The sequence below is a fragment of the Acinetobacter seifertii genome (genome assembly GCF_000368065.1).
In the GTDB taxonomy this organism is placed as follows: domain Bacteria; phylum Pseudomonadota; class Gammaproteobacteria; order Pseudomonadales; family Moraxellaceae; genus Acinetobacter; species Acinetobacter seifertii.
Genome location: NZ_KB851199.1, coordinates 275,054 through 301,993, shown reverse-complemented (window position 1 = coordinate 301,993; position 26,940 = coordinate 275,054). Strand labels below are relative to the sequence as shown.

Sequence of the window (26,940 nt, the reverse complement as noted above, 5' to 3'; positions counted from 1 at the left end):
TTTAGCGACGTGATTTATAAGACACATCAACTTGACGTGGACGATAGATCCAACCTAAAACCAGCAGTAAGGCTGCAAATCCTAAAATTGGGTAATCACCTAGACGGTTATAGAGAGTTTGGCCTTGCATAGCTGGTAAATCACCTCTCAAGACAAACTCTTTATCAAGCGGTGCTTGTTCAGTGATATGACCATTTTGATCAATAAACGCTGTTACACCTGTGTTGGTTGCACGAATAAACCAGCGACCATTTTCTTTCGCACGCATTTGCACCATTTGTAAATGTTGCCATGGACCAGCAGTACCCGTAAACCAAGCATCATTAGATACAGTCACCAAGAAGTCGCTATCTTCTGCATTACGTCGTGTCAGGTTCGGATAAGCCACTTCATAACAAATTGCAGCAGCAAGCGCATGCCCTTTAATTAAGAGTGGTTTCTGGTTGCTCTCGCCACGTGTAAAACCGCTCATGCTAATATCATTTTGCATGGCTGGTAGAACCCATGACAGTAAACCTGAAAGCGGAATATATTCACCAAAAGGTACGAGACGCTGCTTTTTATAGAGACCGCTTGAGTCACTACCAGAAGCCATAATACTGTTGTAATACTGAGGACTACCGACTTGATGTGATTTTGCAACATCCCAATAAGGAATACCGGTTACCCAAGCGGTATGGTTCTTTTTCGCTTGTGCATCCATGGCATCCAAAAACGGTTCAATGTCGGTTTGGAAGAGTGGAATTGAAGACTCAGGCCATACAATGAGGTCACGGCCCCATTCAGATTGAGTCAAACCTGCGTAAATTTCTAATGTTCTAACTTGATATTCGGTTAGCCATTTTAAATCTTGTGGAATGTTACCTTGAATAAGCGAAACACTCAGTGGTTTAGCCGCTTTAGGTTGTACAAACTGAATATATGATGCTCCCCATGCACCTAAAACTAATAGGGCAGAAGGAATAACCCAGAAAATACGCTTACGTAGAACTTCAACTAAAGCACACGCCAATACAATTGCCACGAAAGAAATTGCATAAATACCAAATAGCGGTGCATAGCCATCAAGTAGGCGTTCGGTAAAAGCGTAACCTACAAATAGCCACGGAAAACCTGTAAATACCCAAGTTTTAGCCCACTCAAAAATAATCCAGAGAGGTGCGAAAGTCAGCGGTGTTTCAGGGAAGAAGCGTCGATAAACCCAAGTTTGAAATGCTGTAAATAACCCCATCACAAGAGCCATAACAGCAATCATACATACGCTTAAAAAGGCATTGGTATCGCCATATACATGGATAGATGTATAGAGCCAGAAAGCCCCTACAAACCATAAACCAAAACCATAACTCCAGCCAATCGCAAATGCTTGTTTGGCTGAGCGTTTATGCAATGTCGCATAGAGTAGGGCAGGAGACAAAATTGCCAGCCACCACCAATAATAAGGTGCCAGTGCAAAGCTGAACACGGCACCTGAAAATAAAGCAATGAGCAATGGAAAAATTAAAGGAAGCTGTTTTTGTTGTTGCGAAGAATCTAACAGCTTTTCAAAGTATGCTCTCATTGACGTACAGCTCGAATCAGATGAATAGTGCGGGCATCTGCTTCAACAATCGTAAATAACCATTTTCCAAGTTCAACAGTCTGACCTTGTAAATCACTGACTAGACCAATTTCTTGAAGCAATAAACCGCCGACAGTTTCTACTTCATCGTCAGAAAAATCAGCATCTAATACAGTGTTGAAGTGTTCAATTGGTGTAAGTGCCTGCACCATCCATGCATTCGCTACACTGTGGTCACTATCTGGAACAATGTATTGCGCATCTTCATCAGCAGTATCATGTTCGTCTTCAATTTCACCCACGATCTCTTCAAGAATATCTTCAAGCGTAACAAGCCCAGCCGTAGAGCCATATTCATCAATGACAATCGCGATATGGGTTTGGGTATGTTTGAGCATACGAAGAACTTGATCTGAACGTGCGCTTTCAGGCACAAATAATGGCTGGCGCATAAGCGAGCCAATATCTAATTTGGTATTTGGTTCAGTCAAAAATGGCAGTAAATCTTTTGCCAATAAAATACCGACGACGTTATCGGGTTGGTCAGCTGAGAAAACTGGAAAACGTGAGTGAGCAGACTCAACCAATACGTGAAGAATATCAAGTAACTGATCATCTTCTTGCATACTGATCATTGCTGTTCGTGGCGTCATGACTTCACGAATTTTTGTAGCAGGAAGGTCAAGAACACCTTCAAGCATGGCAACAGTATCAGGTTCTAAAAAACGACGTGAATTTTGGACTAGTTTTAATAATTCATCTCGGGTTTCGGGCGCTGTACCTAACCACTTTCGTAAGCCTCGCATTCCCCACGACGGACTCGGTTCCTCTTGCATGATCTTTCCTAAAGACTCAATGTATCAAATGAATACATTGATCATACCGAAGAAAAGGCCCTTATGCATCTATAAAACAAAGTAAAAGACAAAACACATATTGTTATATAAACACCAGTTACAGTTCATAAGTCAGTGATCGGTTTATGCTAAAATGTGAAAATTCTATTTGTTCGAGTTTGTTATGTCAGAACAACCTATTTCACCTACTGTACAACTCAATACACGTGGTTTACGTTGTCCGGAACCTGTCATGATGTTGCATCAAGCCATTCGTAAATCTAAGTCTGGAGATGTGGTTGAGGTCTTTGCAACAGACAATTCGACATCGTGGGATATTCCTAAATTTTGTATGCATTTAGGTCATGAGTTGCTTTTGCAAGAAGAACGCTTAGATGAAAATGGTCATAAAGAATTTCATTACTTGGTAAAAAAGGGCTGAAGCAAATATCTAAAGCTTTAGGTCCATATTCTTGAATCTAATAAAAACTAAAACAGTGAATACACTTCATTTCAGGACGTAAAGATGAAAAGTTCTCATCTATGCTTAGGGCTTGCTATTTGTGTCTTATTTAATTCAATCGCATATGCAAAAACCTGTGAAATTCCTATACAAACTATGAATGTCGCAGGTTTAAAGGTTGGGCAAAATATTCGTGAGTTTCAAAAGCTTCACCCTTCAGTAAAGCAAGTGGTGTTAGGAGGAGATAGTTACCATTTAGAGTTTGCCGATGGGGTTGATGCCCAGATCAAAAAAACAGGCGTGACTTGGATTGATCATATTGCTTACGATCTGGATAGTGAAGTGATTACTTCATTTAGTTTAAGTTTTCTTGATGGCCCTATGGCAAGTTATGAGACGGATTTAGATCTTTTTAAAAGTAGAATTCTCAAAAATTTTAAGGTGCCCCAAAAAGGCTGGGTGCAAAAGAACAATAAATATATTTATCAATGTGATGATTATCGAATTGAGATTCATCAGGACTATGGTGCTGCACATACAGCGATTGGGCCAACAGTTATGGTATTTAGTAAAAAATCGAAGATATTCTAATAAAAAAACTCCCCTCATTTGAGGGGAGTTTTTTTAAGGAATTACATGTTCGGGTAATTCGGACCACCGCCGCCTTCAGGCGTTACCCAAGTAATGTTTTGAGATGGGTCTTTAATATCACAAGTCTTACAGTGAACACAGTTTGCTGCGTTAATCTGGAAGCGCTTAGAACCATCATCATTTTCCATGATTTCATAAACACCAGCAGGGCAGTAGCGCTGTGCAGGCTCATCCCATTTTGGTAAGTTTACGTTCACTGGAATTGAAGGATCAGTAAGCTTCAAATGAGCTGGCTGGTTTTCTTCATGTACAGTGTTTGAGATAAACACAGAAGACAAACGGTCAAATGTAAGCTTGCCATCCGGTTTTGGATAGTTTGGTTTGAAGCTCGTTGCATCAACAGTTTTCAATGCAGCGAAGTCTTGCTTCAAGTCATGTAAAGTGAATGGCACTTTAAAGACGTTTTGGTCGATAAAGTTAAATGCACCACCAATCCATTGACCAAATTTATGCATTGCTGGGCCAAAGTTACGAGAATTATAAAGCTCTTCTTTTAACCAGCTGTTGTTAAATTTGTCAGTGTATGAAGTCAATTCTTTAACGAATAAATCTTCGCCTTCAGTAACACGAGCAATCGCAAGGTCACCGCCTTTTTCTACACCAGCAGCAATCGCTTCAAATACAGCCTCACCACATAACATGCCTGATTTCATGGCAGTGTGTGAGCCTTTGATTTTTGCAAAGTTTAAGAAACCTGCGTCATCACCAATTAAGCAACCGCCCGGGAAAGTCAATTTAGGCAATGAGTTGAAGCCGCCTTTCACTACAGCACGTGCGCCGTAAGAAATACGCTTACCACCTTCTAAATATTGTTTAATGAGTGGGTGAGTTTTCCAGCGCTGCATTTCCATGAATGGATACATGTGTGGATTTTCATAAGACAAGTCCACAATCATACCCAAAGTCACTTGGTTGTTTTCAGCGTGGTATAACCACCAACCACCAGAAGAACCAGTTTCAGCCAATGGCCAACCAGCGCCATGCATCACTAAGCCAGGCTTATGTTTTGCTGGGTCAATTTCCCAAAGTTCTTTAATCCCGATACCGTAGTGCTGAGGGTCAGCATCTTTATCAAGGTTATATTTTGCAATGAGGCGTTTACCTAAGTGACCACGGCAACCTTCAGCAAAGAGAGTGTATTTAGCGTGAAGCTCATAACCCGGAGTAAAGTTATGCGTTGGTTCGCCATCTTTACCAATACCCATGTCACCAGTTTGAATACCTTTTACAGTACCGTCTTCATGGTAAAGCACTTCAGATGCAGCAAAGCCAGGGAAGATAGAAACTTCTAATTCTTCAGCTTTTTGGCCTAACCAACGAACCACGTTACCTAATGAAATAACATAGTTACCGTCATTGTGCATGGTTTTAGGAACCATCCAGTGAGGTGCTTCTTTAGACGTAGTTTCTGAAAGCAAGAAGAATGTTTTGTCTTCAGTTACAGGTACGTTCAGAGGCGCGCCTTCTTCTTTCCAGTTCGGGAAAAGTTCATTAATAGCACGTGGTTCAAGTACAGCACCAGATAAGATATGCGCACCTACTTCAGAGCCTTTTTCAACTACACAAACTGAAAGATCGGGTAAGTTATTCTCAATCGCTAATTGACGGATCTTAATCGCAGCAGATAGACCTGCAGGTCCTGCACCTACGATGACAACGTCAAACTCCATCGATTCGCGTTCGATGTGTTCCATGTAGGACTCCTCAATACTTAAAGGTGGCAACCGTAATGTCAGATCATCCGGTGCTGCCGTGAGTTTTAATCCATAGGCGCAAATATGCTATTGTGCCTTTTATCGTTTTGGCTAGTATAGTTTTAAACCATGATCTAGCCAATTGGCTGAGTCGTCATATTTTCTCGTCAGCAAGGCATAAACTATGGTAAATCAAAATAATTCCCCATCGGATATGGGAAAAATACCGTTATCTGATGATAAAAACTTAATGAACATTGCACAATACTTAAAAGATGTACAGCAAAGTCACAAAAGGTCAATCCCACCTTTAGAGCAATGGCATCCAAAGCATTGCGGTAAAATGGATTTAACGGTTAAAGCCAATGGAGAATGGTGGCACGAAGGTCAATTAATCAAGCGCCAAGCCCTATTGGATTTGTTTACCAAAGTCCTATGGAAAGAAGAGGGTAAATTCTACCTGAAAACCCCTGTAGAACAAATTGAAATCGAAGTTGAAGATGAACCTTTATTGGTCAATCAGGTGGATCAGGTCGAAATTTCAGGTGATCAGTTTTTACAACTGACGACGACCAATCAAGATGTGATTTTGGTTGATGCAGAACACCCGATTTTTATGCGCGAATATGCAGGAGAATTACGCCCTTATGTGCATGTCCGATTTGGTATTAATGCGCTTATTCAACGCCAAGTTTTCTATCACCTCGTGAACTATGGAACACTGGTCGAAAATGATAAAGGTGAAACCATTTTGCAGTTAAAAAGTGGTAATTTGCACTTGCAATTAGGCACTTGAGGTTTAAGCTTTATAGAGTGAAATTTTCCGACACTCTCTAGTACTGCCATGACAGCCATACAGCCTTTGTTTACTGAATTAGAATCTATGCCTAAAGCATCAGCAGATGCCCCGATTGGTATTTTTGATTCGGGAATTGGAGGAATGTCGGTTGCAGCGGAAATTGCCAGATATTTGCCAAACGAACGTATTGTCTATTATGCCGATACAGCCTATGTTCCTTATGGCCCGCGTTCTGATGAAGAAATTAGAGAGCTTACCGCTCGCGCTGTCGATTGGTTATACCGCCAAGGCTGTAAATTTGCAGTTGTAGCATGCAATACTGCCTCTGCATTTAGTCTTGACCATTTACGTGAACATTATGGCGAGCACTTCCCAATTGTTGGTTTAGTACCGGCATTAAAACCTGCCGTATTACAAACCCGTTCTAAGGTAGTTGCAGTATTGGCAACGCCTGCTACTTTTCGTGGGCAACTTATTAAAGATGTTGTTGAAAAGTTTGCTGTTCCAGCGGGTGTTAAAGTCATGACTTTAACCAATCTGGAACTTGTTCCTTGTGTCGAAGCAGGCCAGCAAATGAGCCCTGTATGTTTGAATGCATTAAAAGAGGTTTTACAGCCTGCAGCCGATCAAGGGGCTGACTATTTAGTGCTCGGTTGTACGCATTATCCGTTCTTAAATGAAGCAATTCAGCATCTTTTTGATAACCAATTCACACTGGTTGATTCAGGATTGGCAGTTGCCCGACAAACAGCCCGTATTTTAATAAAAAATGAGTTATTATGTGACCAAATACGTCAGAATGTTGCGCGTATTGAATGTTATGTAAGTGGTAATAATGCCGATGCATTGCAACCTGTTTTACAGAATATGATTCCACAAGAATTGACATGGACGCTGCACAATCTGAGTTGAGCTCTGTTGTAGGCATTCAGAAGAAAGCGTTTTTTATATTTATTTTTTCTTATTTGGGGCGGTTCATAGTCTTGGCTTATTTAGGCCATATTAAGATTATGGGGCGATAAGGGTATTGTTATGCTCGATACACGCTATCAGATTTTTATTTCAACGTCAGGTCGCGAGATGCAACCTGAACGTGTAGTTCTCTCTCAAACTTTAGTCAGTATGGGTTTTTTTGCTTGGGGTTTAGAGTATAGAAGTCCTTTAACTACAACACTTTCCCGTCGACAAATTGATGAATCGGATTACGTTGTCTTACTATTAGGCAGCCAGTACGGTGAACAATCTATTTCTGGCGCTAGCTATTTTGCTCAAGAGTATGAATATGCTTTAAGCCGAGCTAAACCTATTGTGGTATTCATGCATGAGCAACCTGAAAGCCGCGATATGCATTTGCAAGAGACTCATCCACAGCTTAAAGAAAAATTTCTAGCATTTAGAAAGAAACTATTACACGAAGCTCACCACGTATTTTACTTTAAAAGCCCGCGTGATTTAGAGCTAGCTGTCCGTTTAAATATGCCTCTAATGGTTGAACAACATGTGGGACAGGGTTGGGTACCTGCACACCAAGCACATCAGTTGGAAGATGAGGTTAATCGATTAAAAAGTAAAATTTTACAATTAGAGAAACAATTAGCAGATGTACCTACACAACTCAATGAGGTAGCGCCACAAGACATTTTTGCGTTTGAGTATCAGATTCAAGCGTTTCAAGATGGTAACTTTAAAGAGCTGAAACGCCAGAGGCAAATGACGTGGTCACAACTTTTAAGTATTTTGGCTAAACATTTTGAGACAGCCATGCCAGAAGAAAGCTTTGGAACTTGTCTTAATGAGTATCTCAATCATGCTGGGCTAGAAGATGCCCGTCAGGAGCTACCAAGAGCACATGCGGTGGCTGGTGCACAGATTAATCATAAAGCGCTATACCGCATTAAAAATCAAATGCAATCACAAGGTTGGATTGTTCCAACCAAGACTGATCAACAACATAGTTTATGGAAGGTAACGACAAAAGCGCAAAAGCTCTTGCTGAGTTATAAATGGAATCATCGGGTGACTCGATTAAAAGCTTAGAGCAATTCAATTTAGATATGACCATGAAAACTGTTACATTAGTGTCATAAGATGAACTGAAAGGCATTTGCGCATGTCGTTTGAACAAAAACCGAAAGTTACTGTCATTTTAGCGAATTTAGGCACACCGGATGAGGCAACTGTCCCAGCGGTGCGCCGTTTTTTAAAGCAGTTTTTATCTGATCCACGTGTGATTGAAATTCCAAAATTCATTTGGTGGATTATTTTGAATCTGTTTGTTTTGCCTTTTCGTCCAAAAAGAGTAGCGCATGCCTATGCTTCGGTATGGTCTACCGATTCGCCCATGCGTGAAATTGTGTTTGAGCAAACTCAACGTGTGCAGGCTTATTTAGAGCGTGAAAATAAACAGTTTGATTTAACTGTATTACCCGCTATGACTTATGGTAATCCGGGTATTGATAAAGTTTTAGAAAAATTGGCAGCTCATCCACAAGAGCATGTCATTTTATTGCCTTTATTTCCTCAATATTCTGCGACGTCGACAGCACCGTTATACGATACATTTGCTAAGTGGATTCCTACTCAGCGAAATTTGCCAGGCTTGACCATTATTAAAGACTACTACCAGCACCCAATGTTTATTCAGGCACTGGCAGAAAGTGTTTTAGCCTACCAAGAGCAGCATGGTAAGCCTGAAAAACTATTGATGTCATTTCATGGTATTCCACAGCCTTATGCAGACAAAGGCGACCCTTATGCAGACCGTTGTCGCATTACCGCAAAGTTAGTCGCTGAAGCTTTACATTTAAACGATGATGAATGGGCAATTAGTTTCCAGTCCCGTTTTGGAAAACAAGAATGGGTGAAACCTTATACTGACCAGCTTTTACAAGATTGGGCGAAGAAGGGTGTTAAGTCAGTTCAGGTTTTAAGTCCCGCTTTTTCTGCCGATTGTTTAGAAACACTTGAAGAGTTAGCCATCCAAAACGCTGAGTTGTTTCAAGAGGCGGGTGGCGGAAGCTATGCTTACATTCCTGCTTTAAATAGTGATCAGGCTCATATTGATTTGCTTGCAGGTTTAGTTCAGGCTAATCTTGATGCCCTTACCCATACCTTAGCCCACCGTTAATTGCGTTTTAGCCAGAGGTTCTTATGCTGCAAGTCAAAATTGTTCCAGTTACAGCTTTTGCTCAAAATTGTTCTTTAGTTTGGGACAGTGAAACAAAAGAAGCAGTTTTGATTGATGCTGGCGGTGACGCTGCTGTTTTGAAGAAAGAAGTAGAAGCCTTAGGTTTAAAAGTAAAGGCACTATGGCTCACTCATGGGCATTTAGATCACGCAGGGGCAGTGGGTGAACTCGCACAAGAATGGAGTGTTCCTGTTGTTGGTCCGCATAAAGAAGATCAGTTCTGGTTAGATATGATTCAGGAAGTTTCAGCACGTTATGGCTTTCCAATTCCACAGCCAGTAAAAGTTGATCAATGGCTTGAAGGCGGCGAAGTGCTAAAACTAGGTGAAGATGAGTTTGAGGTGCGTTTTGCACCAGGACATACACCAGGGCATGTCATGTTCTATAACAAGAATCATGGCTTACTCTGGACTGGCGATGTCCTGTTTAAAGGCTCAATAGGAAGAACAGACTTTCCACGTGGGAACCATGAGCAACTCATTGAATCGATTCAACGTGAATGCTTTAGCTTGCCAGATCAAACTCAATTTATTTCAGGTCATGGTCCAATGAGTACCATTGGCTATGAAAAAAAATTTAACCCGTTTGTCGCAAGTAAAGCGGGTTAATCCTCATAATCATCTTCATGCTGACTACCCTTGTTTTGTTGAGGAGCATCTTGGGTAGGCAGTCTATATTCATCGTTTGCCCAAGCGCCTAAATCAATGAGTTTACAACGTTCAGAACAAAACGGACGAAATTCATTGCCTTCCCAAACACTTGGTTCACCACAACGTGGGCAGGGGAATGTACGTGGCATAAAGCGATATCCTCAAAGTGAAGAGAAATAGATTAGGCAAAAGTCAGGTGACTTGTTAGACTTGTGCCGATTTTTATTTAGTTTGATGTGATTATGCAGATTCGTCAATTTCAAGCACAACGTATGCAAGCGCCTCGCGATTTTACCCCAATTGAAAATACTCCAATTTGTGTAGAAATTGGGGCGGGCAAAGGTAAACATGCTTTGCTATTTAGTGGGCAAAATCCACAGCACACGTTATATGCGATTGAACGAACCCGAGAAAAATTCTTGGCAATGCAAAAGCAGCATGGTTTAGAACCACGAGAAAATCTGGTACCTGTACATGCGGATGCTTTGCCGTGGGTGGTACATGCTTTACACCCTGCACAAGTTGAACATTTTTTTATTCTCTATCCGAACCCTGAACCTCATAATCCGGCACAGCGCTGGTTAAACATGCCATTTTTTGAGTTTTTGTTATCACGTCTGAAAACAGGCGGAACCATTACTTTGGCAAGTAATATTCCTGAATATATTGAAGAAGCTGAACAACAGTTATTAAATGTGTGGAAGCTGCCTTACCAAAAAGAAAAAATTGCACAAACTTCTGCACGTACTCATTTTGAAATTAAATATTTAGAGCGTGGTGAGCTTTGCCAACAGCTCATAATCAGCAAGCCTGAAGGTTATCAAACTCGATTTGATGAATTTACGCCACTGCAAGGGCAAACACATGGCGAGTAAGCGCATTGCCATTATCGGTGCTGGTCCGGCTGGTTTAATGGCAGCTGAGGTACTGAGCCAGTATGATTATGAAATTGATGTGTTTGAGCAAAAACCTTCGGCTGCGCGTAAGTTTTTGATGGCTGGTAAAACAGGTTTGAATATCTCGCATGCTGAACCATTAGCCCAGTTCATTGAACGTTATGACCATGCAGAATGGCTTAAACCGTGGGTTGAGAAATGGGATGCAGTCTGGATTCAGAACTGGATGAAAAGTCTTGGGATTGAATCTTATGTGGGCACTTCAGGTCGCATTTTTCCTGTTGAAATGAAAGCTGCGCCTTTATTGCGTGCTTGGCTAAAACGCTTGGCAGAGCAACAAGTTACATTCTTTTATCGACATCGTTGTATTAATTTGCAAGGTACAACAGTGACTTTAGAAAACCAAAATAATCAAAGCAGCAAGACTTTTACCCAACAATACGATGCAGTCGTATTGGCTTGTGGGGCTGTATCTTGGTCTCAATTGGGTAGTGATGGTGCATGGCAGCAATGGATGGATCAATCCAGTATTGAACCTTTTCAAGCGAGTAATGCAGGGGTATTACACACTTGGTCAGCTTTTATGGAAAGCTGTTTTGGTGAACCTTTAAAGCGTATCAATGCGTGGGTTGAGCCTAGCCAAGTTACTCATGGCGATATTGTGATTACTCACTATGGTTTAGAAAGTGGTGTCATTTATAAACTTGGACGAGCTTTAAGAGAACAACAAAAAGAAGGGAAAAGCTTAAATCTATTTTTAGATTTATTGCCTGATGTAGAGCTTACACAGTTAGTTAAAAAATTACAGGCTAGCAAAAAACAATCGCTTACTAATATTTGGCGTAAAGCAGGCTTAGACACGGCCAAAATTAACTTAATTAGAGAAGTGGTTGATAAAGCGCTATGGAACCAACCAGAGGCTATGGCTCAGCAAATTAAAGCACTTCAAATCAAGTTAAGTGGCTTTAGACCGATTGAAGAAGCAATTAGCTGTGCTGGTGGTGTTAAGCAAGGTGCATTAACTGAAAGCCTAGAGCTTAAACACACCTCAGGTGTTTTTTGCTGTGGTGAAATGCTGGATTGGGATGCTCCTACAGGTGGCTATTTGCTTACAGCATGCTTTGCTACTGGACGAGCGGCTGGTGATGGTGTGCATTCATTCTTAGAAAAATAACATCGAATTCGGTGCTATGTTTGATATGTGAAAAGTGTTATTTTTGAGCGATCAATAATAATAGGATTTACGAGAACATGTCTCAAGCATCACCAGTTTATCAAGGAAGTTGTTTATGTCAGGGTATTCGCTATGAAATTAAGGGCGATATCGGAGATATTATTCAGTGTCACTGCCAACGATGCCGAAAATCCAATGGAACAGCATTTGCCACAAATGCTCCTGTTAAAAGTACAGATTTTAAAATTACTCAAGGTGAAGGCCTCGTTAAAAAATTTGCGGTGAACGGTGTGTACCGTTGGTTTTGTAGCGAATGTGGTTCACCTCTTATTAGTTCGCGTGATGCCCAGCCTGAACTATATCGTGTAAGAATTGGGTCACTCGATACACCATTAGACCAAAAACCGACAATGCATATTTTTGCTGCTTCAAAAGCAGAGTGGGAAAGCATTTGTGATGATTTACCGCAATATGATGAACGTCCATAAATTAAAAAGTATATTTCAATCAAATTTTAAATGATCTAATATACCTAAAACGGGGAGATGGCATTCCTCCCTTGAAAAACCGCCGTATTGGCTAATGATGCCTACGTTACCCTCATGTATTTATATCGCTGAGTACGTAGGTTATTGCGTACTCTGCTTATTTTTTGGAGTACGCCATGTCACGTTTCCCATCATTCTTGTTTGCTCTTTTAGCATCTTACTAAAGGGGTGGTTCTATGTATTATCCTTTACTTTCAATTGCCGTAGGTTCAGTACTAGGGGCGTGGTTGCGTTGGTTTTTAGGCTTAAAACTCAACCCGATTTATCCGCAAATTCCACTTGGTACCGTCGCTGTTAATTTGGTAGGCGGTTTTATTATTGGTTTTGCTATGGCCTATTTTGCTCATAGTGATTTGAGTCCGAATTATAAGCTTTTCGTAATCACCGGCTTTTGTGGTGCTTTAACTACGTTTTCAACGTTCTCGATTGAGATTGTGACTTTATTGCAAAGTGGTAAGTGGGGAATGGCAATATTGGCGATTTCTATTCATTTAATTGGGTCGTTAATTTTTACGTGTTTGGGTTTGGCGACTTATTATTGGATAGCAGGCAACTGATTATTCAAATGTTTAAGGAGCGATACATACTGCACTGCCTCCGTTTTAAGATATTCTCCAAGACCATTTGTATAGGCATACCTTACTTTTGAGAGATCAAAAGTAAGCAAAAATCTTTTGTTTCGCTGATGCTACATCCATGTAGCACAGCAAAACAGCGGCATCCATGCCGCTTGTCACGATAGTAAATGACGAATTAAAAACATCTGATTTATTTTGGGATTTGATACGCGTTAAAGTCATCAACAGCCTGACTGAAATCAGCTATATATTGTTTTTGCAAAATATTGGATAAGTGCAAACGGGAAACAGGTTCTGTTGATGACAAATGCCTTTGGTTACTTTGGGCAAAACCAAAGTAACAGAATTAGCTACTTTCATTTGAGAATAAACGGTAAGACTCCGTCGTGTATTCACAAATACTTAATTACTTTTCAGTTAAAGCCTGACCTTCAAACTTCACACCATTCCAACCATTTTGCATAAACTGACGAATATTTTGGTGGTCAGTTCCTTCAGGTGTAGCCAATACAGATGCATAGTGCTCTGCAAATAAACTTAAAGTTTGTGCTTGGTCTAAACCTTGTAACTTAGCAAAAGAGAAAACTTTTGCACTGCCTTGATTTTCAGTCGCAGCGTTATGCTGTGCGCCATTTTGAAAAGCTGTTGGAGTATGTTGGTAACGCGCTTCAATATGAGCTAAAACGTCTGAAAATTTTGCTGTGCCTGCTTGTAATTGGGCAAGTAACTCTTGTGCCATAATCTTAAACTTCCTATCAAATAGGGCTTAAGCATAGCATCGAATACACGCTTTGAAAGCTTGGGAACTATAAAAAATGATGGAATGTTTGGAAAGTTGAGAATATTTTTTAGACAAGTTGTGGATAAGTTTTCTTTTATACACAGTTCAGAAAAGTCCGAAAAATGCCCATAAAAAAAGAAGCCTAAGTGGAGGAGATGAGTCTTAGGCTTCCAATGATTTTAGTGTATTGGTCAAATCTTAACGCAAGATTAACTCTTACGACTGAAGCGACCGAAGCGTTTATTAAAGCTTGCAACGCGACCTTCATTACTTGCTTGACGTACTTCACCTGTATAGAACGGATGGGATGCACTTGAAATATCAAGAGTTACGTAAGGATAGACTTCTCCTTGATATTCCTTGGTTTGTTTTGTCTGAATAGTACTACCAATTAAGAAGTACACATCTGCATTGGTGTCATGAAATAACACTTGTTGATAAGCAGGATGAATATCTTTACGCATGAGAGATTGTCCTAAATTATTTTTTATTAAAGAAATGTTATAACATAACAATTAAAAAGTCAATGTAACCCTAAATGGCTACATTGATCAGTAATTTAAATTACTTAGAAAGTGGAACAAGTTCTTCAAATAAATCATTCAGGTTGTCATGTACTTTTAAGTGAATGAGGTTCCAGTAGTGTCCTGAAATGGTTCTATTGACCATTAAGGTATCTGGTGATGGCTTAAAGACATCCCAATATTTTAAAGACTTCTTCACAAGTAACATGCCATCATGATGTGATGAGTTCTCTGCAAAGTCATAGGTTGTGGTAAGTGGACGCAATAACACTTCAATCCAGAGTTTATAAAGATCGCTCGGGAATTTACCTTTCTCGGTCAAAGAGTGCAGGGCAAGTAATTCAGTTTCAATAAGATCAATATCTTCATGACGAGCTGCATTCACCAATCGTTTGAAACTATAAACAATTTCATTGGAAAGCGTTTTAACACTGCCATAGTCATAAATAATGACACTGCCATCTTGGCGGAAGGCAAAGTTACCTGGGTGAGGGTCACAGTGAAAACGTTTTAAAAAGAACATTTCCTGACCCAAAGCACGGATTAAACGACGGCCAATTGTATTGCGAATTTCGATAGGCCAAGAACTCGCAGTTTCAATACTGTCACCTTGTTCAAGACTTAAAGTCAAAATTCGTCTTGAAGAGTAATCTTTATAAACAGTCGGGATAATAATTTTATCATCTAACTTGCTATGAAAAGTTTTAAAGACCTCAAGATTTTGAGCCTCAATTTCATAGTTAAGCTCTGCTGACAGACTATCTTGAATCTCTGCAAAAAGTTGATCTTGCAGTTTTTTATCAATTTTAAGTACACCCATTAAACGAAGGGCTAAACGCACTTGTTTTAAGTCACTTTCACAGGCTTCATCAACACCGGGATATTGAACCTTAACCACAACTTGTTGGCCATTTGGCAAAACTGCTTTGTGGACTTGTCCAATTGATGCAGCGGCGAAAGGCTGCTCATCAAAAGATTTAAAGGCAGCGTTGAGTGGCTTACCAAGCTCACGTTCAACTTGTTGCTGAATCGCTGCAAAAGGCATGGCTGGAGCTTGGCGTTGTAGTTTTGATATCGCTTTAGCAACTTCTGGCGGGAAGATATCTTTATATTGCGATGCAATTTGCCCAACTTTCATGACAGCACCTTTCATTTCACCTAAGGTGTCTGCAATCTGTAGACCGATATCTTGAAACAATTTAGTTTTTGCAGCTAGTTTCTGTTCTTCATCCGCAGTCAGGTTTCGAATCGAGTTAGAAACGGTTTTTGTTGCAATGCTCGCGGTCATTCCTGCAAGTTTCATAAATCGTTTGCCAGGTGAACTTGCACTCTTTGCCATATCTTCGATACCTCATTGACTACAACATAATATTGTCTAGTTTTGATCATAGGTGACAAAACTTAAAAAGCCTATATGAAATTGTTTAGCGCGTGTAAGAATATTTTCGAAAAACAATATGTTATTTTTAAAGTAAAAAATGTGAAAAGCTTTTTAAAATTCATTTCATAAACAAAGCTTTAATATCTATAAAGTCACTGTTTTTTTAGTGCTAAGGTGAATGGCATGTTAAATAAGAAATAGAGACAATAAAAGTTATGACCAGTCTAAACTCATCCTATGGTCGCTCTCAAGCGGTTCCTTTATCTGTATTTGAACAGACCAAAGATGCACAAATTATCCGTTCTGATGAAGAGGCAATTGAGGTTGCCAAGCAACTTGCTCAAGAGTTTGCTCAAGAAGCATCTGAGCGGGACAGAGAACGCCGTTTACCCTTAAATGAAATTCAACAGTTCTCACAAAGCGGTCTCTGGGCTATTACTGTGCCGAAGCAGTTTGGTGGCGCGCAAGTTAAGTATCGAACTTTGGCAGAAGTGATTAAAACAATTGCGAGTGTTGATCCATCTCTTGCTCAGTTGCCACAAAACCATTTGGCTTTTATTGAGCATTTAAGACTAGATGCGAAACCTGAACAGCAACAATTCTTTTTTAACTTGGTATTAAGAGGAATTCGTTTTGGCAACGCATTTTCCGAAAAACATAGTAAGACAGTCGCGGACCTCACAACTAAACTTGAAAAGACCGAACAGGGTTATGAAATTAACGGCAAAAAATTCTTTGCAACGGGTGCTTTGCTCGCACATTGGATTCCAATTGTTGCTGTAAATGAACAGGGGCAACCCTATGCCGCGCTTGTTCCACGGGAAACATCTGGGGTCAATATTATTAATGACTGGTCTGGTTTTGGACAACGTACTACAGCGAGTGGCACGGTAGAACTAAATCAGGTTCCAGTACGTGAAGAATATCTTGTTCCGATTTACCAAGCATTTGAACGTCCAACACCAGCAGGCGCTATTTCTCAGTTTATTCAGGCTGCGGTTGATGCTGGTATTGCGCGTGGTGCAATTGAAGAAACGATTCAATACGTTAAAAATCATAGCCGTGCATGGGTTGATTCAGGTCTGGAAAAAGCCAGTGATGACCCTTACACCATTGCAAATATTGGTGACTTAAAAATCAAACTACGTGCAGCAGAAGCGGTACTGGACTTGGCTGGAGATGCAATTGATCAGGCCATTGCTGAAACCACCGAAGAACATGTAAACCAAGCCACATTATTGGTTGCTGAGGCAAAAGTACTCACTACAGAAATTGCTATTTTGGCAGCCAATAAACTTTTTGAGTTGTCGGGTACGCGTTCTACTTTATCTGAACTCAACCTTGACCGTCACTGGCGCAATGCCCGTACCCATACCTTGCATGACCCTGTGCGCTGGAAGTATCACATTGTCGGTAATTATTACCTCAATGGAGTTCAACCACCTCGTCATGCATGGAGCTAAATTCAAGAAAAGACAAGGCAGAGTAAAACTTGAAGTGCGACATAAACCACCTAATTAATTTAAAGGGTTTATGGAGTATATAAAATTGTCATACCATCATCTTAACTTTGAAGATCGTACTGCATTAATGCTTGAGTCAAGAAAAGAAGGCTTTTCAGCCAGAAAATTTGCTGAACTTATTAAAAGACATCCTAGTACGATCTATCGTGAGCTTAAAAGAAATAGCATCAATGACGTTTATCAAGCTCAATATGCTTCTGATAACACTTTTGCTAGACGTAGACGTGGTCACAGAAAACTCAAAATCGATTCAATCCTCTGGAAATTTATTGTTGAAGCGATCCGTTGTTTATGGTCTCCTCAGCAAATAGCAAAGCGTTTAAAGACATTTCCTGATTTGGATCAAACAATGAATGTAAGCCATACAACGATTTATTCAACGATACGAGCATTACCCAAGGGTGAGTTGAAAAAAGACTTATTATCCTGTCTACGTCATGAAAATAAAAAGCGAAAAGCTAACGGTGAACCTAAAAAAGATTCTATATTACAGGATATTAAAACTATTCATGAGCGCCCAGCCGAAGTTCAAGAAAGAAAAATACCGGGTCATTGGGAAGCTGATTTAATTAAAGGTAAAGACAATAAAAGTTCGATAGCAACACTTATTGAACGAAATACACGGCTCTGTATCTTGGCAACATTACCTGATGCAAAGGCAGAATCAGTGCGCAAGGCTTTAACTGAAGCTCTGAAATATTTACCTGCAGAACTGCGTAAAACGTTGACCTATGACCGTGGACGTGAGATGTCAGAACATAAAATACTCGAAGAAGATTTAGGCATAGATGTATATTTCTGTGACCCACATTCACCCTGGCAAAAAGGCACATGCGAAAATATGAATGGTTTAATTAGGCAATATTTACCTAAAGGGATTGATTTAAATCAGGCAGATCAGCATTATTTAAATCAAGTTGCCATGTCACTGAATACTCGTCCTAGAAAGGCGTTAGATTGGCTTACACCATTAGAGAAATTTGCTCAGCTTGTTGATTATCATATGGCTTTTGAAACTGTCGCACCTCATGTTTGAATTCGCCCAAGATTAGGAGAATAACGATGACAACAGCTCAAATTGAATTAGAAGAACTATCGGTAGGCGCGGATTATGAAAAAGTCGCAAATAGATTCCGTCCCATTTTTGAAAAAATTGCGCAAGGTGCTGTTGAGCGAGAAAAAGAAAGAATCTTACCTTTTGAACCGATTCAGTGGCTAAAAGAAGCTAAGTTGGGTGCTGTACGAGTACCCCGTAAATATGGTGGAGATGGGGTTTCATTACCTCAACTTTTCCAGCTTTTAGCAGAGCTAGCAGAAGCTGACTCCAATATTGTGCAAGCTTTACGTGGTCATTTTGCATTTGTTGAAGACCGTTTGGTTGCTCATAAAGAGCACTCACAGGAGGTTTGGTTTCAGCGCTTTGTACAAGGCGATTTAGTTGGAAATGCCTGGACAGAAGTTGGAAATGTACAGATTGGTGATGTCGTTACACGAGTCACTAAAGACGCTTCGGGTAATTTGGTCGTAAATGGTGAAAAGTACTATTCAACTGGCAGTATTTTTGCAGACTGGATTGATTTATTTGCTTACGATGAAGTGAACGACCGTCATGTGATTGCTGCTATTTACCGTCATGAAACAGGTGTAAGCGTGCTGGATGATTGGGATGGTTTTGGTCAAAAGACAACAGGCAGTGGTACTTTAAAAGTACATCAGGTCCATTTGCCAGCTTCAAACCTCATTCCATTTGATCAACGTTTTAAGTATCAAACCGCTTTTTATCAGGTGGTGCATCTTGCAACATTAACAGGTATTGCGCATGCCGCAGTCGAGACGTTTAGTCAGGAAATTCGTGACCGTAAACGTATTTTTAGTCATGGTAATGGTGACTTGGTTCGCCATGATCCGCAAGTTTTACAAGTGGTGGGTAAGGCATCCGCTCAAGCGTATGCGAGTGAAGCAATCACCTTAAAAACGGCCGAAGCATTACAAAAGGCTTATGAAAGCCATTTCGCCGAGTCTGAAGTGAAAGAGCATCAGTTTAATGTAGATGCCGAGCTTGAGTCGGCACAAGGGCAGGTGGTAATTTCCAACCTAGTGCTTGATTTAACAAGTCAGTTATTTAATGCATTAGGTGCATCAGCAAGTAGCCAAGCGAAACAACTTGACCGTTTCTGGCGTAATGCGCGGACTGTATCTTCACATAATCCGCTTATTTATAAAGAAAAAGTGATTGGAGATTGGGAAGTAAACCGTACCGATTTACCTTTTGTCTGGCAAATTGGAGCAAGCCCGCGGGCAAAGTCTGCATAAAATAAAAAAGCCGATGTTTCATCGGCTTTTTTATTAGGTTTGACTTAATCGTTTGGTATTTAAATAAAGCCGTGAAAGCAACAAAACACAGGCAATGCTTAAGCCAATAATTAAACCTAGCCATACGCCTGCTACACCCCAATGGGTATAACGTGCCAAATAAAGCCCGATTGGAAAAGCAATTACCCAATACGCCATAAGCGTAATCCACATCGGTGCTTGGGTGTCTTGCATACCCCTTAAACAGCCAGCAGCACTGACCTGTAGAGCATCCATTAACTGATAACCCATTGCAAACCAGAGTAAATACATCGCAACAGGCACAACATTTATATCTTGAGTATAAACCGAGACAATTTGTTCACGGCCTAGAGCAATAAATGACATGGTCAATAGAGCAAAAAATACTGCTGTGCTCAAACCAATCTTTTGCACTTGGTACATGGAAGCCCAGTTCTTTTCGCCATAATACGTTCCCACGCGAATGGTTAAGGCAATTGCAAGTGAAAGCGGAATCATAAACAGCACCGAAGTAACTGAAATAGCCACTTGGTGCGCAGCAATAAATACTTCACCCAGTGGACTAAGCACCAATGCCCCTGTACTAAAAATACTTACTTCAAAGAACACCGCTAAACCAATTGGCAGACCAAGCTGTAAAATTCTTTTAACCCAATTCAGGTTAATTTTATCAAATCTGCTAAAAATAGACGTATTTCTATAAGCTGAAGCTCTGTAAATATAGCCAGCTAAAGTAATCAGCATGAGCCATTGTAAAATGGATGTTGCAAAGCCACAGCCTGCACTACCTAAAGCAGGAATTGGCCCTAAGCCATGCATAAAGATCATGTTTAGAGGGATTAAAACCACTAAGGCCAATAAGCTAATCGCGGTGACAGGGCGTGGGTGGCCTAAAGCTTCTGAATAGCCACGTAGCGCTGCATACATGGTTACGGCTGGCATACCTAAACCAATGGCATGCAAGAATAAGCTTGCTTTAGGTCGTAAGCTTTCTGGAACACCAAACACATGTAAGAAAAAAGGCATAAGCTGCAAAATGAGCATAGCCATTACACCTAAAATAATCGCAACCCATAATGACTGACGAACAATGACAGGAATTTGTTCTGTATTTCTAGCGCCTTTTGCCTCTGCAACTAGCGGTGTAGTGGCAATCATGATCCCGCTAAAAAGGAGCATAACAGGAATCCATAGACCTACACCTACTGCAATAGCAGCTAAGTCTGCTGCAGATAAATGCCCTGCCATAATGGTGTCAATTAATCCGAACCCTGCTTGAGCAAACTGCGTAATTAAAATAGGTAGCATTAAATGGAAGAGTTGTTTTAATTCAGTCCGAAACGACGTGACATTCGACACAAAAGATACTCTTTATAAATATAAAAATGAAACTAGCGCTGTAGGGTGAGTAACACACCAACAAAGATAACCACTCCACCTAGGAACCGTTGCCATGTAACAGGAGTTTTGTCTGTACCTAACCATCCAAAATGGTCAAGCAACATAGAAATAACCAATTGCCCAAAAACGACTAGCCCTGTAAAGGTTAAAAAACCAAGCTTAGGTGCAGTATAAATGCTCATGCTAATTGCATAAACCCCAAGGAATCCTCCAGTCCAAAGAAGCCACGGAATATTAGATATTTCACTTAAAGTGGGTTTCTCGGCACTTTGAAAGAACACCATAATGGCTAAAACAATAGTACCTATGAAAAATGATAATAATGCCGCTTGCAAAGGTGAGTGTAATTGCTCACGAAGCTGAGCATTAATTGCAGTTTGAAAAGCCATGGCAACACCGATTCCCATAGCTAAGGGTAAGATCAGGAAAAGTTGACTAGAGAATTTCATCATTTTTATCAATATTTAAGTATGTCTAAAAACAGTCTAAAGCAATTAAGGTATGTTTTCATAAGCCCATTGATGCAGTCATGTTAAAATAGAAATATTGTGTAAATTGGACCTTGTTCCTTGGCTGTATTAAATCCTGCTTCTGTTCCGTTATCTTTATATATCCACATGCCTTGGTGCGTGCGTAAATGTCCTTATTGCGACTTTAACTCGCATGCCGTGCCTGATGGTGCGCTTTCGGCAGAACTTGAGCAAACTTATCTAAAAGCATTGGTAGCCGACTTTGAAACTCAAGTTGAGATGGCCCAAGGGCGTTCAATTCACAGTGTATTTATTGGTGGTGGAACGCCTTCACTCATTTCTGCCAAAGGCTATGCATGGCTATTTGAGCAGCTTAAGTCATTACTTAACTTTGAAGATGACTGTGAAATTACCTTAGAAGCTAATCCGGGAACACTGGAACATGACCCGTTTGCAGGCTATTTAGAAGCGGGTATTAACCGTTTGTCGATTGGTGTACAGACTTTTAATACTGATCACTTGCAAAAGCTTGGACGTATTCATTCAGCAAACAATGCTATGGATGCAATAGAGCAGGCACGACAAGCAGGCTTTAAGCGAGTTAATGTCGATTTAATGCATGGTCTGCCTGAGCAAACTTTAGAGCAAGCACTTTATGACTTAAAGATGGCTGTAGAGCATGGCGCGACACATATCAGTTGGTATCAACTTACCATTGAGCCAAATACCGTATTTTTCCGAACGCAGCCTGTTTTACCTCAAGATGAGGTATTAGAAGATATTCAAGAGCAAGGTGAGGCCTATTTAAAAGCAAATGGCTTTGTAAACTATGAAGTGTCGGCTTGGCGTAAAGAACAACCTTCAGCCCATAATTTAAATTACTGGGAGTTTGGTGATTATCTTGCGATTGGTGCAGGGGCACATGGAAAAGTGACACGACCAGATGGTGTGTACCGTTTCCAAAAGACCCGTTTACCGAAAGATTACTTGGCAAAGGTTCCAGCCGAACATTTGCAAATGAAAAAGATTGAGGCAGAAGAGCTACCTTTTGAGTTTATGATGAATGCCTTACGCTTAAATGATGGGGTAAACGCTGACTTATACGAACAGCGTACTAGTTTAAGTTTAGAGAGGCTAAAAGAGGTACTTACTTCACTACGTTCGAGAAAGTTATTGGTAGAGGATAGTGCTCGTTTAGCATGTACTGAGCAAGGGCATATTTTCTTAAACTCGGTACTAGAAGAGTTCTTGTAAAGAAGCAAACTAAAAAGCCGTACAATGAGATGCGGCTTTTTAAATTTTAGCGGGTGGTATAACCGCCATTTGCAAAAATTGTTTGACCGGTAATCCACCAACCATCGGTCACCAAAAAGCGAACTAGAGGTTCAATATCTTCAATTTTGGTGAGTCCACCTAAAGCTGAAGCAGATTTATGGTAAGCGACTGCTTCGGCAGATTCTTGCCCATAAAAGAAAGGGGTATCCATGGGGCCAGGTGCAACAGCAGTCACAGAAATTTGGCGATCTCCAAATTCTTTCGATGCAGCGCGGGTGTAATGCTCAACAGGTGCTTTTAAACCTTCGTAGGTTGAATAGAGACCCGTGTAGGCTGCCAGAAGAGAAGTCACGATTGAACAGATTTTTCCGCCGTCATTTAAATGACGACCTGCCGATTGAATAAAGAAATAGGCAATTTTTGAGTTGATATCGCTCATGCTATCAAACTCTTGTTCGGTAGTTTCTAAAAATGATTTCTTTAAAACCTTTCCAACTGTATTAATGGCAATATCAATTCCACCAAAATGCTGTTTGGTATCTACAAAAAGTTTTTCGATGTTGTCGATATGAGTTAGGTCCGCCTGAATTAAAACAGCATCTACACCGAATGCTTTTACATCTGCGAGTGTTTGTTCGGCATCTGCTTGTGTTTCTGAACTATTGTAGTGAATTGCGATTTTAGCGCCTTGTTCTGCAAATTTACGGCTAATGAGTCCACCTAAGTTTTTTGCACCGCCAGTAATCAGTACAACTTTATCTTTAAGCGTATGAGTTGCCATGATGGTTATTCCTATGATGACTTGTTCTAATGTGTTTTTAGTCTAGATTGGCGGTAATTTTTGATCAATTATGCTAGTTTGGTTTAACTATTCAGAAAATACGAACAATTAAAATGGATCGGTTGCAGCAATTTTTTATTTTTACAGAAGTCGCTAAACGGCAAAGTTTTAGTGAAGTGGCACATCGACTCGATCTACCTCGCTCAACGGTAACCAGTGCCATTCAACAACTTGAAACTCACTATGGCGTACGTTTATTTCACCGCACCACCCGTAAAGTAAGCTTGACGCAAGATGGACAGCGAATATTGCCAGAGTGTCAAAACTTGTTGTTTGACTATGAACAATTAGAACAACTCATTCAGACACAAAAACAGCATTACCGCGGCACATTAAAAATTTCAATGCCCAGTCGGATTGTGCATCAAGTGATTATTCCTGAGCTGTCAGATTTTTATCATCGTTATCCAGATATTTATTTGCAGCTCAATAGTTCTGATGACATGACTGACTTAATTGAAAAGGGGATTGACTGTGTTGTTCGGGTAGGTGAGTTAGATAGCAGCAGTTTAATTGCAAGATTGATTGGTCATTTGGTCATGGTGAACTGTGCAAGCCCCCATTACTTAGAACAGTACGGTACGCCTGAACAATTAGAAGATTTATCTCAACACAAACTGATTAACTACGCGGGAGCTGTAGGAGAAAAACAGGGCGTATTTTTACATCAAGATGGAACAGTGATGATGGATAGCGCTTTAAGTGTAAATAATACTGAAGCTTATATTGCGGCAGCTAATGCGGGTTTGGGAATTATTCAACTTCCATACTATGATGTTCAAGATAAAATTGAGCAGGGAATGTTGGTTGAGGTGCTTAGTGCTTATAGTGCACCATCACTTCCACTTAATATTTTATATCCGAACCGAAGCTATATTCCAAAACGATTAGAAGTTTTTATGAATTGGATTGGAGAGGTTTTAAATCGCAAATGCATCGTCATCTTTTAGTCATAAAAAGAAAATAAGATAACAATAAAAAAAGCCTCTCAAATTGTGAGAGGCTTTTTAGAATTTGGTGGGTCGTCCGCGACTCGAACGCGGGACCAACGGATTAAAAGTCCGCTGCTCTACCAACTGAGCTAACGACCCAAATGGGTTCAAAACAGATAAGTGGTGGGTCGTCCGCGACTCGAACGCGGGACCAACGGATTAAAAGTCCGCTGCTCTACCAACTGAGCTAACGACCCTGAGCGAGGATTAAGTAAAACAACGTTTTACCCGAGTGCAAGAGAAAATCTATGATTTTCTTAAGCAATCAAACTCGTATTGACTCAGAGAGAAGTAATACTTCTAAACACTGTATCGTTTTGATGTCGCGTATTTTAGCAAGTTATTCAACTAACACAAGAGGAAATTTAAAAACATTTGCATGATTGCCTATAAAAAGCACGATTTCCTCTTGTTTAGCTAAAAAATGAACTAAAAACGGTATTTATATGCCTGAATGTTGTCAAAAATTTCAGTTGTGATGTCACAGTAACTGTTTGCACCAGGCAATAAAGCGAGTAAACGCTCAGAAGTTTTGCTCGGATTAAACGCATCTTCTTTCAGTTTATTCTTCTGATATTTAAAAGTACCTGTTGTTTCGACCTTTTTTTGTACACGTAAAAACACCGGTACGGCATAAGCAGGCAAGCACTTCTTAAAGACAGACACCATTTCGGTTAAATCTGCGTCATTTAACTCTTCACCATCTGCCAGCGTGATGGCTGCCATACCAGCACGACCATTGGTATTTGGAATTTCTACACCATAAACGACAGCTTCAGCAATTTTTTCGTATTCGCATACCATGTTTTCCACTTCAGTGGTGGATACGTTTTCACCTTTCCAGCGGAAAGTGTCGCCTAGACGGTCCACAAACTGAGCATGACGGAAACCAATATCTCGAACTAAATCACCTGTGTTGAAATAAGAGTCGCCTTTTTTGAAAACATCTTTCCAAATTACAGATTTGTTCTTTTCAGGGTCTGTATAACCGTCAAATGGAGAGCGGCTAGTAATTTTTCCAACTAGCAGGCCAACCTCACCTGCTTTAACTTTTTGACACCAGCCGTTTTTGTCGCGGATAGGCTCATTTTTCTCTTTATCGAACTGAACAATGGCATATGGTGTAGGAGAGAAGCCAACTGTGTTGTCGAAGTTGAAAATATTGCTAAATCCAACGTTACCTTCGCTCGATGCATAAAGTTCAAGAACTTCTTTAACGCCGAAACGTTGTTTGAACTTGTCCCAGATGTTTGGACGCATGCCGTTACCGATCATTTTGGTGACGCGGTGGTTACGGTCAAGTTCGGTAACTGGAGCATCCATTAGGTAACGGCAAAGTTCGCCAACATAACCAATTGCAGACGCATTAAATTTTTGAACGTCTTTCCAGAATGCGCTAGTCGAATATTTACGTCGAATAGCAAGAGTAGAGCTGCCTGCGATTACACCACACCAGCAAACCACCACACCTGTTGCATGATAAAGCGGCAAGGTAACGTACATAACGTCATCTGGGCCTAAGTTTAAGATATGACCATAAGTGCCATACGCTAATGTCCAGCGACTGTGCTTGAAAATAACAGCCTTTGGCAAACCTGTTGTACCAGAGGTGTAGATATAGAACAGGCCATCATTACCCGTCACAGAACGAGTAGTCGATGGGTTAAATTTTGGAAATTGATCAATTTGTTCAGCTAGATTCGCATAACCTTGAGGTGCTTTACCTGCATTTTGACGTGTTGCTTGATCTGCAAACCAATGAAAACGCTCTTTAGGAACATTTAAGTCTTGGCGAATTTCATCAATAGCTGCTCGAACTTCTTCACCCGCAATAACAGCAATTGGCTTTACGAGATTGATGCTATGAGCGAGAACTTTACCGACTTGAGATGTATTCACAAGTGCAATGGTCACCCCAATTTTAGCCAAACCAACAATTGTTGCGATTAGCTCGGAGCGGTTTTCAATCATTACAGCAATGACGTCCCCTTTACGCGCTCCAATAGAAAGATAGTAATGAGAAATCTGGTTTGCCCATTCATTTAAAGCTTCATAAGAATAACTTTGATCTTCAAATAATAATGCCGTGCCTTTCGGATTCCGTTTAACAGCTTTTTCAAAAGCAATACCCAAACCTGTTGGAGTATGTGATGTTCTTAAATAAGCCTGTTTAAGACCATTTAGGATATGGGGTACTTTGGGAATGAAGCTAGGAAGTCTTGTGGCAACATCACCAAGAGTAATGATATCGGTCTGTGTTGTCTGGCTCATATCAATCCTATTTATTTTTCGATCAATCCAAAAAAGGTTGTGTGGGCAAAAAGTCCAATAGTTTTCATGGTTCACCATGCTTTTAAAACTTTTCTTCTAGTGCAATCAAC

Annotated in this window: 28 protein-coding genes, 2 tRNA genes and 1 riboswitch; of the genes, 17 read left to right on the top strand and 13 right to left on the bottom strand. The window is 40.4% G+C overall.

All coding sequences use genetic code 11. From position 1 onward, the window contains the following. Nucleotide 1: 1 nt before the first annotated feature. Nucleotides 2-1,561: an apolipoprotein N-acyltransferase gene (gene lnt, locus F985_RS06380; protein ID WP_004698993.1), complete on the bottom strand. Its 1,560-nt coding sequence runs from the start codon at nucleotides 1,559-1,561 to the stop codon at nucleotides 2-4. Beyond that, a complete protein-coding gene (locus F985_RS06375) occupies nucleotides 1,558-2,397 on the bottom strand; it encodes an HlyC/CorC family transporter (protein WP_004698992.1) in 840 nt (279 codons plus the stop codon). Before F985_RS06375 ends, lnt begins: the two co-directional genes overlap by 4 nt. Nucleotides 2,398-2,581: 184 nt before the next feature. Between F985_RS06375 and tusA the strand changes: the two genes are divergently transcribed. Continuing rightward, entirely contained in the window at nucleotides 2,582-2,839 is a 258-nt protein-coding gene (tusA, locus tag F985_RS06370; RefSeq protein WP_002053527.1) for a sulfurtransferase TusA, read from the top strand. An 84-nt stretch (nucleotides 2,840-2,923) separates the two neighbouring features. Continuing rightward, a complete protein-coding gene (locus F985_RS06365) occupies nucleotides 2,924-3,451 on the top strand; it encodes a hypothetical protein (RefSeq protein ID WP_004698988.1) in 528 nt (175 codons plus the stop codon). Between the two features lie 41 nt (nucleotides 3,452-3,492). Here the strand turns inward: F985_RS06365 and F985_RS06360 are convergent, their stop codons facing one another. Then, nucleotides 3,493-5,205: an electron transfer flavoprotein-ubiquinone oxidoreductase gene (locus F985_RS06360; RefSeq protein ID WP_004698986.1), complete on the bottom strand. Its 1,713-nt coding sequence runs from the start codon at nucleotides 5,203-5,205 to the stop codon at nucleotides 3,493-3,495. Between the two features lie 184 nt (nucleotides 5,206-5,389). Here F985_RS06360 and F985_RS06355 point away from each other — a divergent pair, with 184 nt between their 5' ends. The 5 genes from F985_RS06355 (at nucleotide 5,390) to F985_RS06335 (ending at nucleotide 9,799) form a co-directional block, all read left to right on the top strand. Beyond that, nucleotides 5,390-6,001: a DUF1285 domain-containing protein gene (locus F985_RS06355; RefSeq protein ID WP_004698985.1), complete on the top strand. Its 612-nt coding sequence runs from the start codon at nucleotides 5,390-5,392 to the stop codon at nucleotides 5,999-6,001. 48 nt (nucleotides 6,002-6,049) lie between these two features. Next, nucleotides 6,050-6,916: a glutamate racemase gene (gene murI, locus F985_RS06350; protein WP_004698982.1), complete on the top strand. Its 867-nt coding sequence runs from the start codon at nucleotides 6,050-6,052 to the stop codon at nucleotides 6,914-6,916. 120 nt (nucleotides 6,917-7,036) lie between these two features. After that, nucleotides 7,037-8,041: a DUF4062 domain-containing protein gene (locus F985_RS06345; RefSeq protein ID WP_004698979.1), complete on the top strand. Its 1,005-nt coding sequence runs from the start codon at nucleotides 7,037-7,039 to the stop codon at nucleotides 8,039-8,041. Between the two features lie 73 nt (nucleotides 8,042-8,114). Then, nucleotides 8,115-9,131 carry a ferrochelatase gene (gene hemH / locus F985_RS06340; protein ID WP_004698978.1) on the top strand — a complete coding sequence of 339 codons (1,017 nt, stop codon included), beginning with the start codon at nucleotides 8,115-8,117 and terminating at the stop codon, nucleotides 9,129-9,131. A 23-nt stretch (nucleotides 9,132-9,154) separates the two neighbouring features. Further along, the gene (locus tag F985_RS06335; RefSeq protein ID WP_004698976.1) at nucleotides 9,155-9,799 is read left to right on the top strand and encodes an MBL fold metallo-hydrolase; all 645 of its coding nucleotides are present in this window, start codon (nucleotides 9,155-9,157) and stop codon (nucleotides 9,797-9,799) included. On the opposite strand, the gene F985_RS06330 is transcribed toward F985_RS06335, so the two are convergent. Next, on the bottom strand, nucleotides 9,796-9,990 hold the full coding sequence (locus F985_RS06330; protein WP_004698974.1) for a DNA gyrase inhibitor YacG: 195 nt from the start codon (nucleotides 9,988-9,990) through the stop codon (nucleotides 9,796-9,798). The two genes, F985_RS06335 and F985_RS06330, sit on opposite strands and share 4 nt — an antisense overlap. An 87-nt stretch (nucleotides 9,991-10,077) precedes the next feature. Between F985_RS06330 and F985_RS06325 the strand changes: the two genes are divergently transcribed. The 5 genes from F985_RS06325 to F985_RS25020 all read left to right on the top strand — a co-directional run bounded on the left by F985_RS06325 (nucleotide 10,078) and on the right by F985_RS25020 (nucleotide 13,311). Further along, nucleotides 10,078-10,716, top strand: coding sequence for a class I SAM-dependent methyltransferase (locus F985_RS06325; RefSeq protein WP_077162820.1), 639 nt, complete (start codon nucleotides 10,078-10,080; stop codon nucleotides 10,714-10,716). Then, nucleotides 10,706-11,911, top strand: coding sequence for a TIGR03862 family flavoprotein (locus F985_RS06320; protein ID WP_004698970.1), 1,206 nt, complete (start codon nucleotides 10,706-10,708; stop codon nucleotides 11,909-11,911). The genes F985_RS06325 and F985_RS06320 overlap by 11 nt, the downstream gene beginning before the upstream one ends. A gap of 77 nt (nucleotides 11,912-11,988) precedes the next feature. Then, nucleotides 11,989-12,399, top strand: coding sequence for a GFA family protein (locus F985_RS06315; protein WP_004698968.1), 411 nt, complete (start codon nucleotides 11,989-11,991; stop codon nucleotides 12,397-12,399). Nucleotides 12,400-12,443: 44 nt separating this feature from the next. Continuing rightward, a riboswitch (Fluoride riboswitch) is annotated at nucleotides 12,444-12,510 on the top strand. Nucleotides 12,511-12,635: 125 nt separating this feature from the next. Then, complete coding sequence (crcB, locus tag F985_RS06310) at nucleotides 12,636-13,016, top strand: fluoride efflux transporter CrcB (RefSeq protein ID WP_004698966.1); 381 nt, start codon at nucleotides 12,636-12,638, stop codon at nucleotides 13,014-13,016. Between the two features lie 166 nt (nucleotides 13,017-13,182). Continuing rightward, the gene (locus F985_RS25020; protein WP_002053279.1) at nucleotides 13,183-13,311 is read left to right on the top strand and encodes a hypothetical protein; all 129 of its coding nucleotides are present in this window, start codon (nucleotides 13,183-13,185) and stop codon (nucleotides 13,309-13,311) included. Between the two features lie 132 nt (nucleotides 13,312-13,443). On the opposite strand, the gene F985_RS06305 is transcribed toward F985_RS25020, so the two are convergent. The 3 genes from F985_RS06305 to F985_RS06295 form a co-directional block, all read right to left on the bottom strand. Then, nucleotides 13,444-13,776, bottom strand: a complete 333-nt coding sequence (locus F985_RS06305; protein ID WP_004698964.1) for a HopJ type III effector protein — start codon at nucleotides 13,774-13,776, stop codon at nucleotides 13,444-13,446. Nucleotides 13,777-14,027: 251 nt separating this feature from the next. Next, nucleotides 14,028-14,282, bottom strand: coding sequence for a type B 50S ribosomal protein L31 (locus F985_RS06300; protein WP_004698962.1), 255 nt, complete (start codon nucleotides 14,280-14,282; stop codon nucleotides 14,028-14,030). Between the two features lie 100 nt (nucleotides 14,283-14,382). After that, nucleotides 14,383-15,681 carry an ABC1 kinase family protein gene (locus F985_RS06295; RefSeq protein WP_004698960.1) on the bottom strand — a complete coding sequence of 433 codons (1,299 nt, stop codon included), beginning with the start codon at nucleotides 15,679-15,681 and terminating at the stop codon, nucleotides 14,383-14,385. Nucleotides 15,682-15,938: 257 nt separating this feature from the next. On the opposite strand from F985_RS06295, the gene F985_RS06290 reads away from it, so the two are divergent. From F985_RS06290 to F985_RS06280, 3 genes are all read left to right on the top strand, one after another. Continuing rightward, entirely contained in the window at nucleotides 15,939-17,186 is a 1,248-nt protein-coding gene (locus F985_RS06290; RefSeq protein ID WP_004698959.1) for an SfnB family sulfur acquisition oxidoreductase, read from the top strand. Nucleotides 17,187-17,256: 70 nt separating this feature from the next. Then, a complete protein-coding gene (locus F985_RS06285) occupies nucleotides 17,257-18,282 on the top strand; it encodes an IS30-like element ISAba125 family transposase (RefSeq protein ID WP_001988464.1) in 1,026 nt (341 codons plus the stop codon). A gap of 26 nt (nucleotides 18,283-18,308) precedes the next feature. Next, on the top strand, nucleotides 18,309-19,559 hold the full coding sequence (locus F985_RS06280; protein WP_004698957.1) for an acyl-CoA dehydrogenase family protein: 1,251 nt from the start codon (nucleotides 18,309-18,311) through the stop codon (nucleotides 19,557-19,559). Nucleotides 19,560-19,592: 33 nt separating this feature from the next. On the opposite strand, the gene abeM is transcribed toward F985_RS06280, so the two are convergent. Both abeM and F985_RS06270 read right to left on the bottom strand, forming a co-directional pair. Then, a complete protein-coding gene (abeM, locus tag F985_RS06275; RefSeq protein ID WP_004698954.1) occupies nucleotides 19,593-20,939 on the bottom strand; it encodes a multidrug efflux MATE transporter AbeM in 1,347 nt (448 codons plus the stop codon). 32 nt (nucleotides 20,940-20,971) lie between these two features. Continuing rightward, nucleotides 20,972-21,433 (bottom strand): DMT family transporter, encoded by a 462-nt coding sequence (locus F985_RS06270; protein ID WP_004698953.1) that lies wholly within the window; start codon nucleotides 21,431-21,433, stop codon nucleotides 20,972-20,974. Between the two features lie 117 nt (nucleotides 21,434-21,550). Between F985_RS06270 and hemW the strand changes: the two genes are divergently transcribed. Beyond that, a complete protein-coding gene (hemW, locus tag F985_RS06265) occupies nucleotides 21,551-22,705 on the top strand; it encodes a radical SAM family heme chaperone HemW (RefSeq protein ID WP_004698951.1) in 1,155 nt (384 codons plus the stop codon). Nucleotides 22,706-22,751: 46 nt separating this feature from the next. On the opposite strand, the gene F985_RS06260 is transcribed toward hemW, so the two are convergent. Next, on the bottom strand, nucleotides 22,752-23,507 hold the full coding sequence (locus F985_RS06260) for an SDR family oxidoreductase (protein ID WP_004698949.1): 756 nt from the start codon (nucleotides 23,505-23,507) through the stop codon (nucleotides 22,752-22,754). 113 nt (nucleotides 23,508-23,620) lie between these two features. On the opposite strand from F985_RS06260, the gene F985_RS06255 reads away from it, so the two are divergent. Continuing rightward, nucleotides 23,621-24,517 (top strand): LysR family transcriptional regulator, encoded by an 897-nt coding sequence (locus tag F985_RS06255; RefSeq protein ID WP_004698948.1) that lies wholly within the window; start codon nucleotides 23,621-23,623, stop codon nucleotides 24,515-24,517. Nucleotides 24,518-24,582: 65 nt separating this feature from the next. Here F985_RS06255 and F985_RS06250 read toward each other — a convergent pair. From F985_RS06250 to F985_RS06240, 3 genes are all read right to left on the bottom strand, one after another. Further along, nucleotides 24,583-24,658: transfer RNA gene (locus tag F985_RS06250), tRNA-Lys, on the bottom strand. Between the two features lie 22 nt (nucleotides 24,659-24,680). Further along, a tRNA-Lys gene (locus F985_RS06245) sits at nucleotides 24,681-24,756 on the bottom strand. A gap of 232 nt (nucleotides 24,757-24,988) precedes the next feature. Then, nucleotides 24,989-26,830, bottom strand: coding sequence for a long-chain-acyl-CoA synthetase (locus tag F985_RS06240; protein WP_004698944.1), 1,842 nt, complete (start codon nucleotides 26,828-26,830; stop codon nucleotides 24,989-24,991). Between the last annotated feature and the right edge of the window lie 110 nt (nucleotides 26,831-26,940).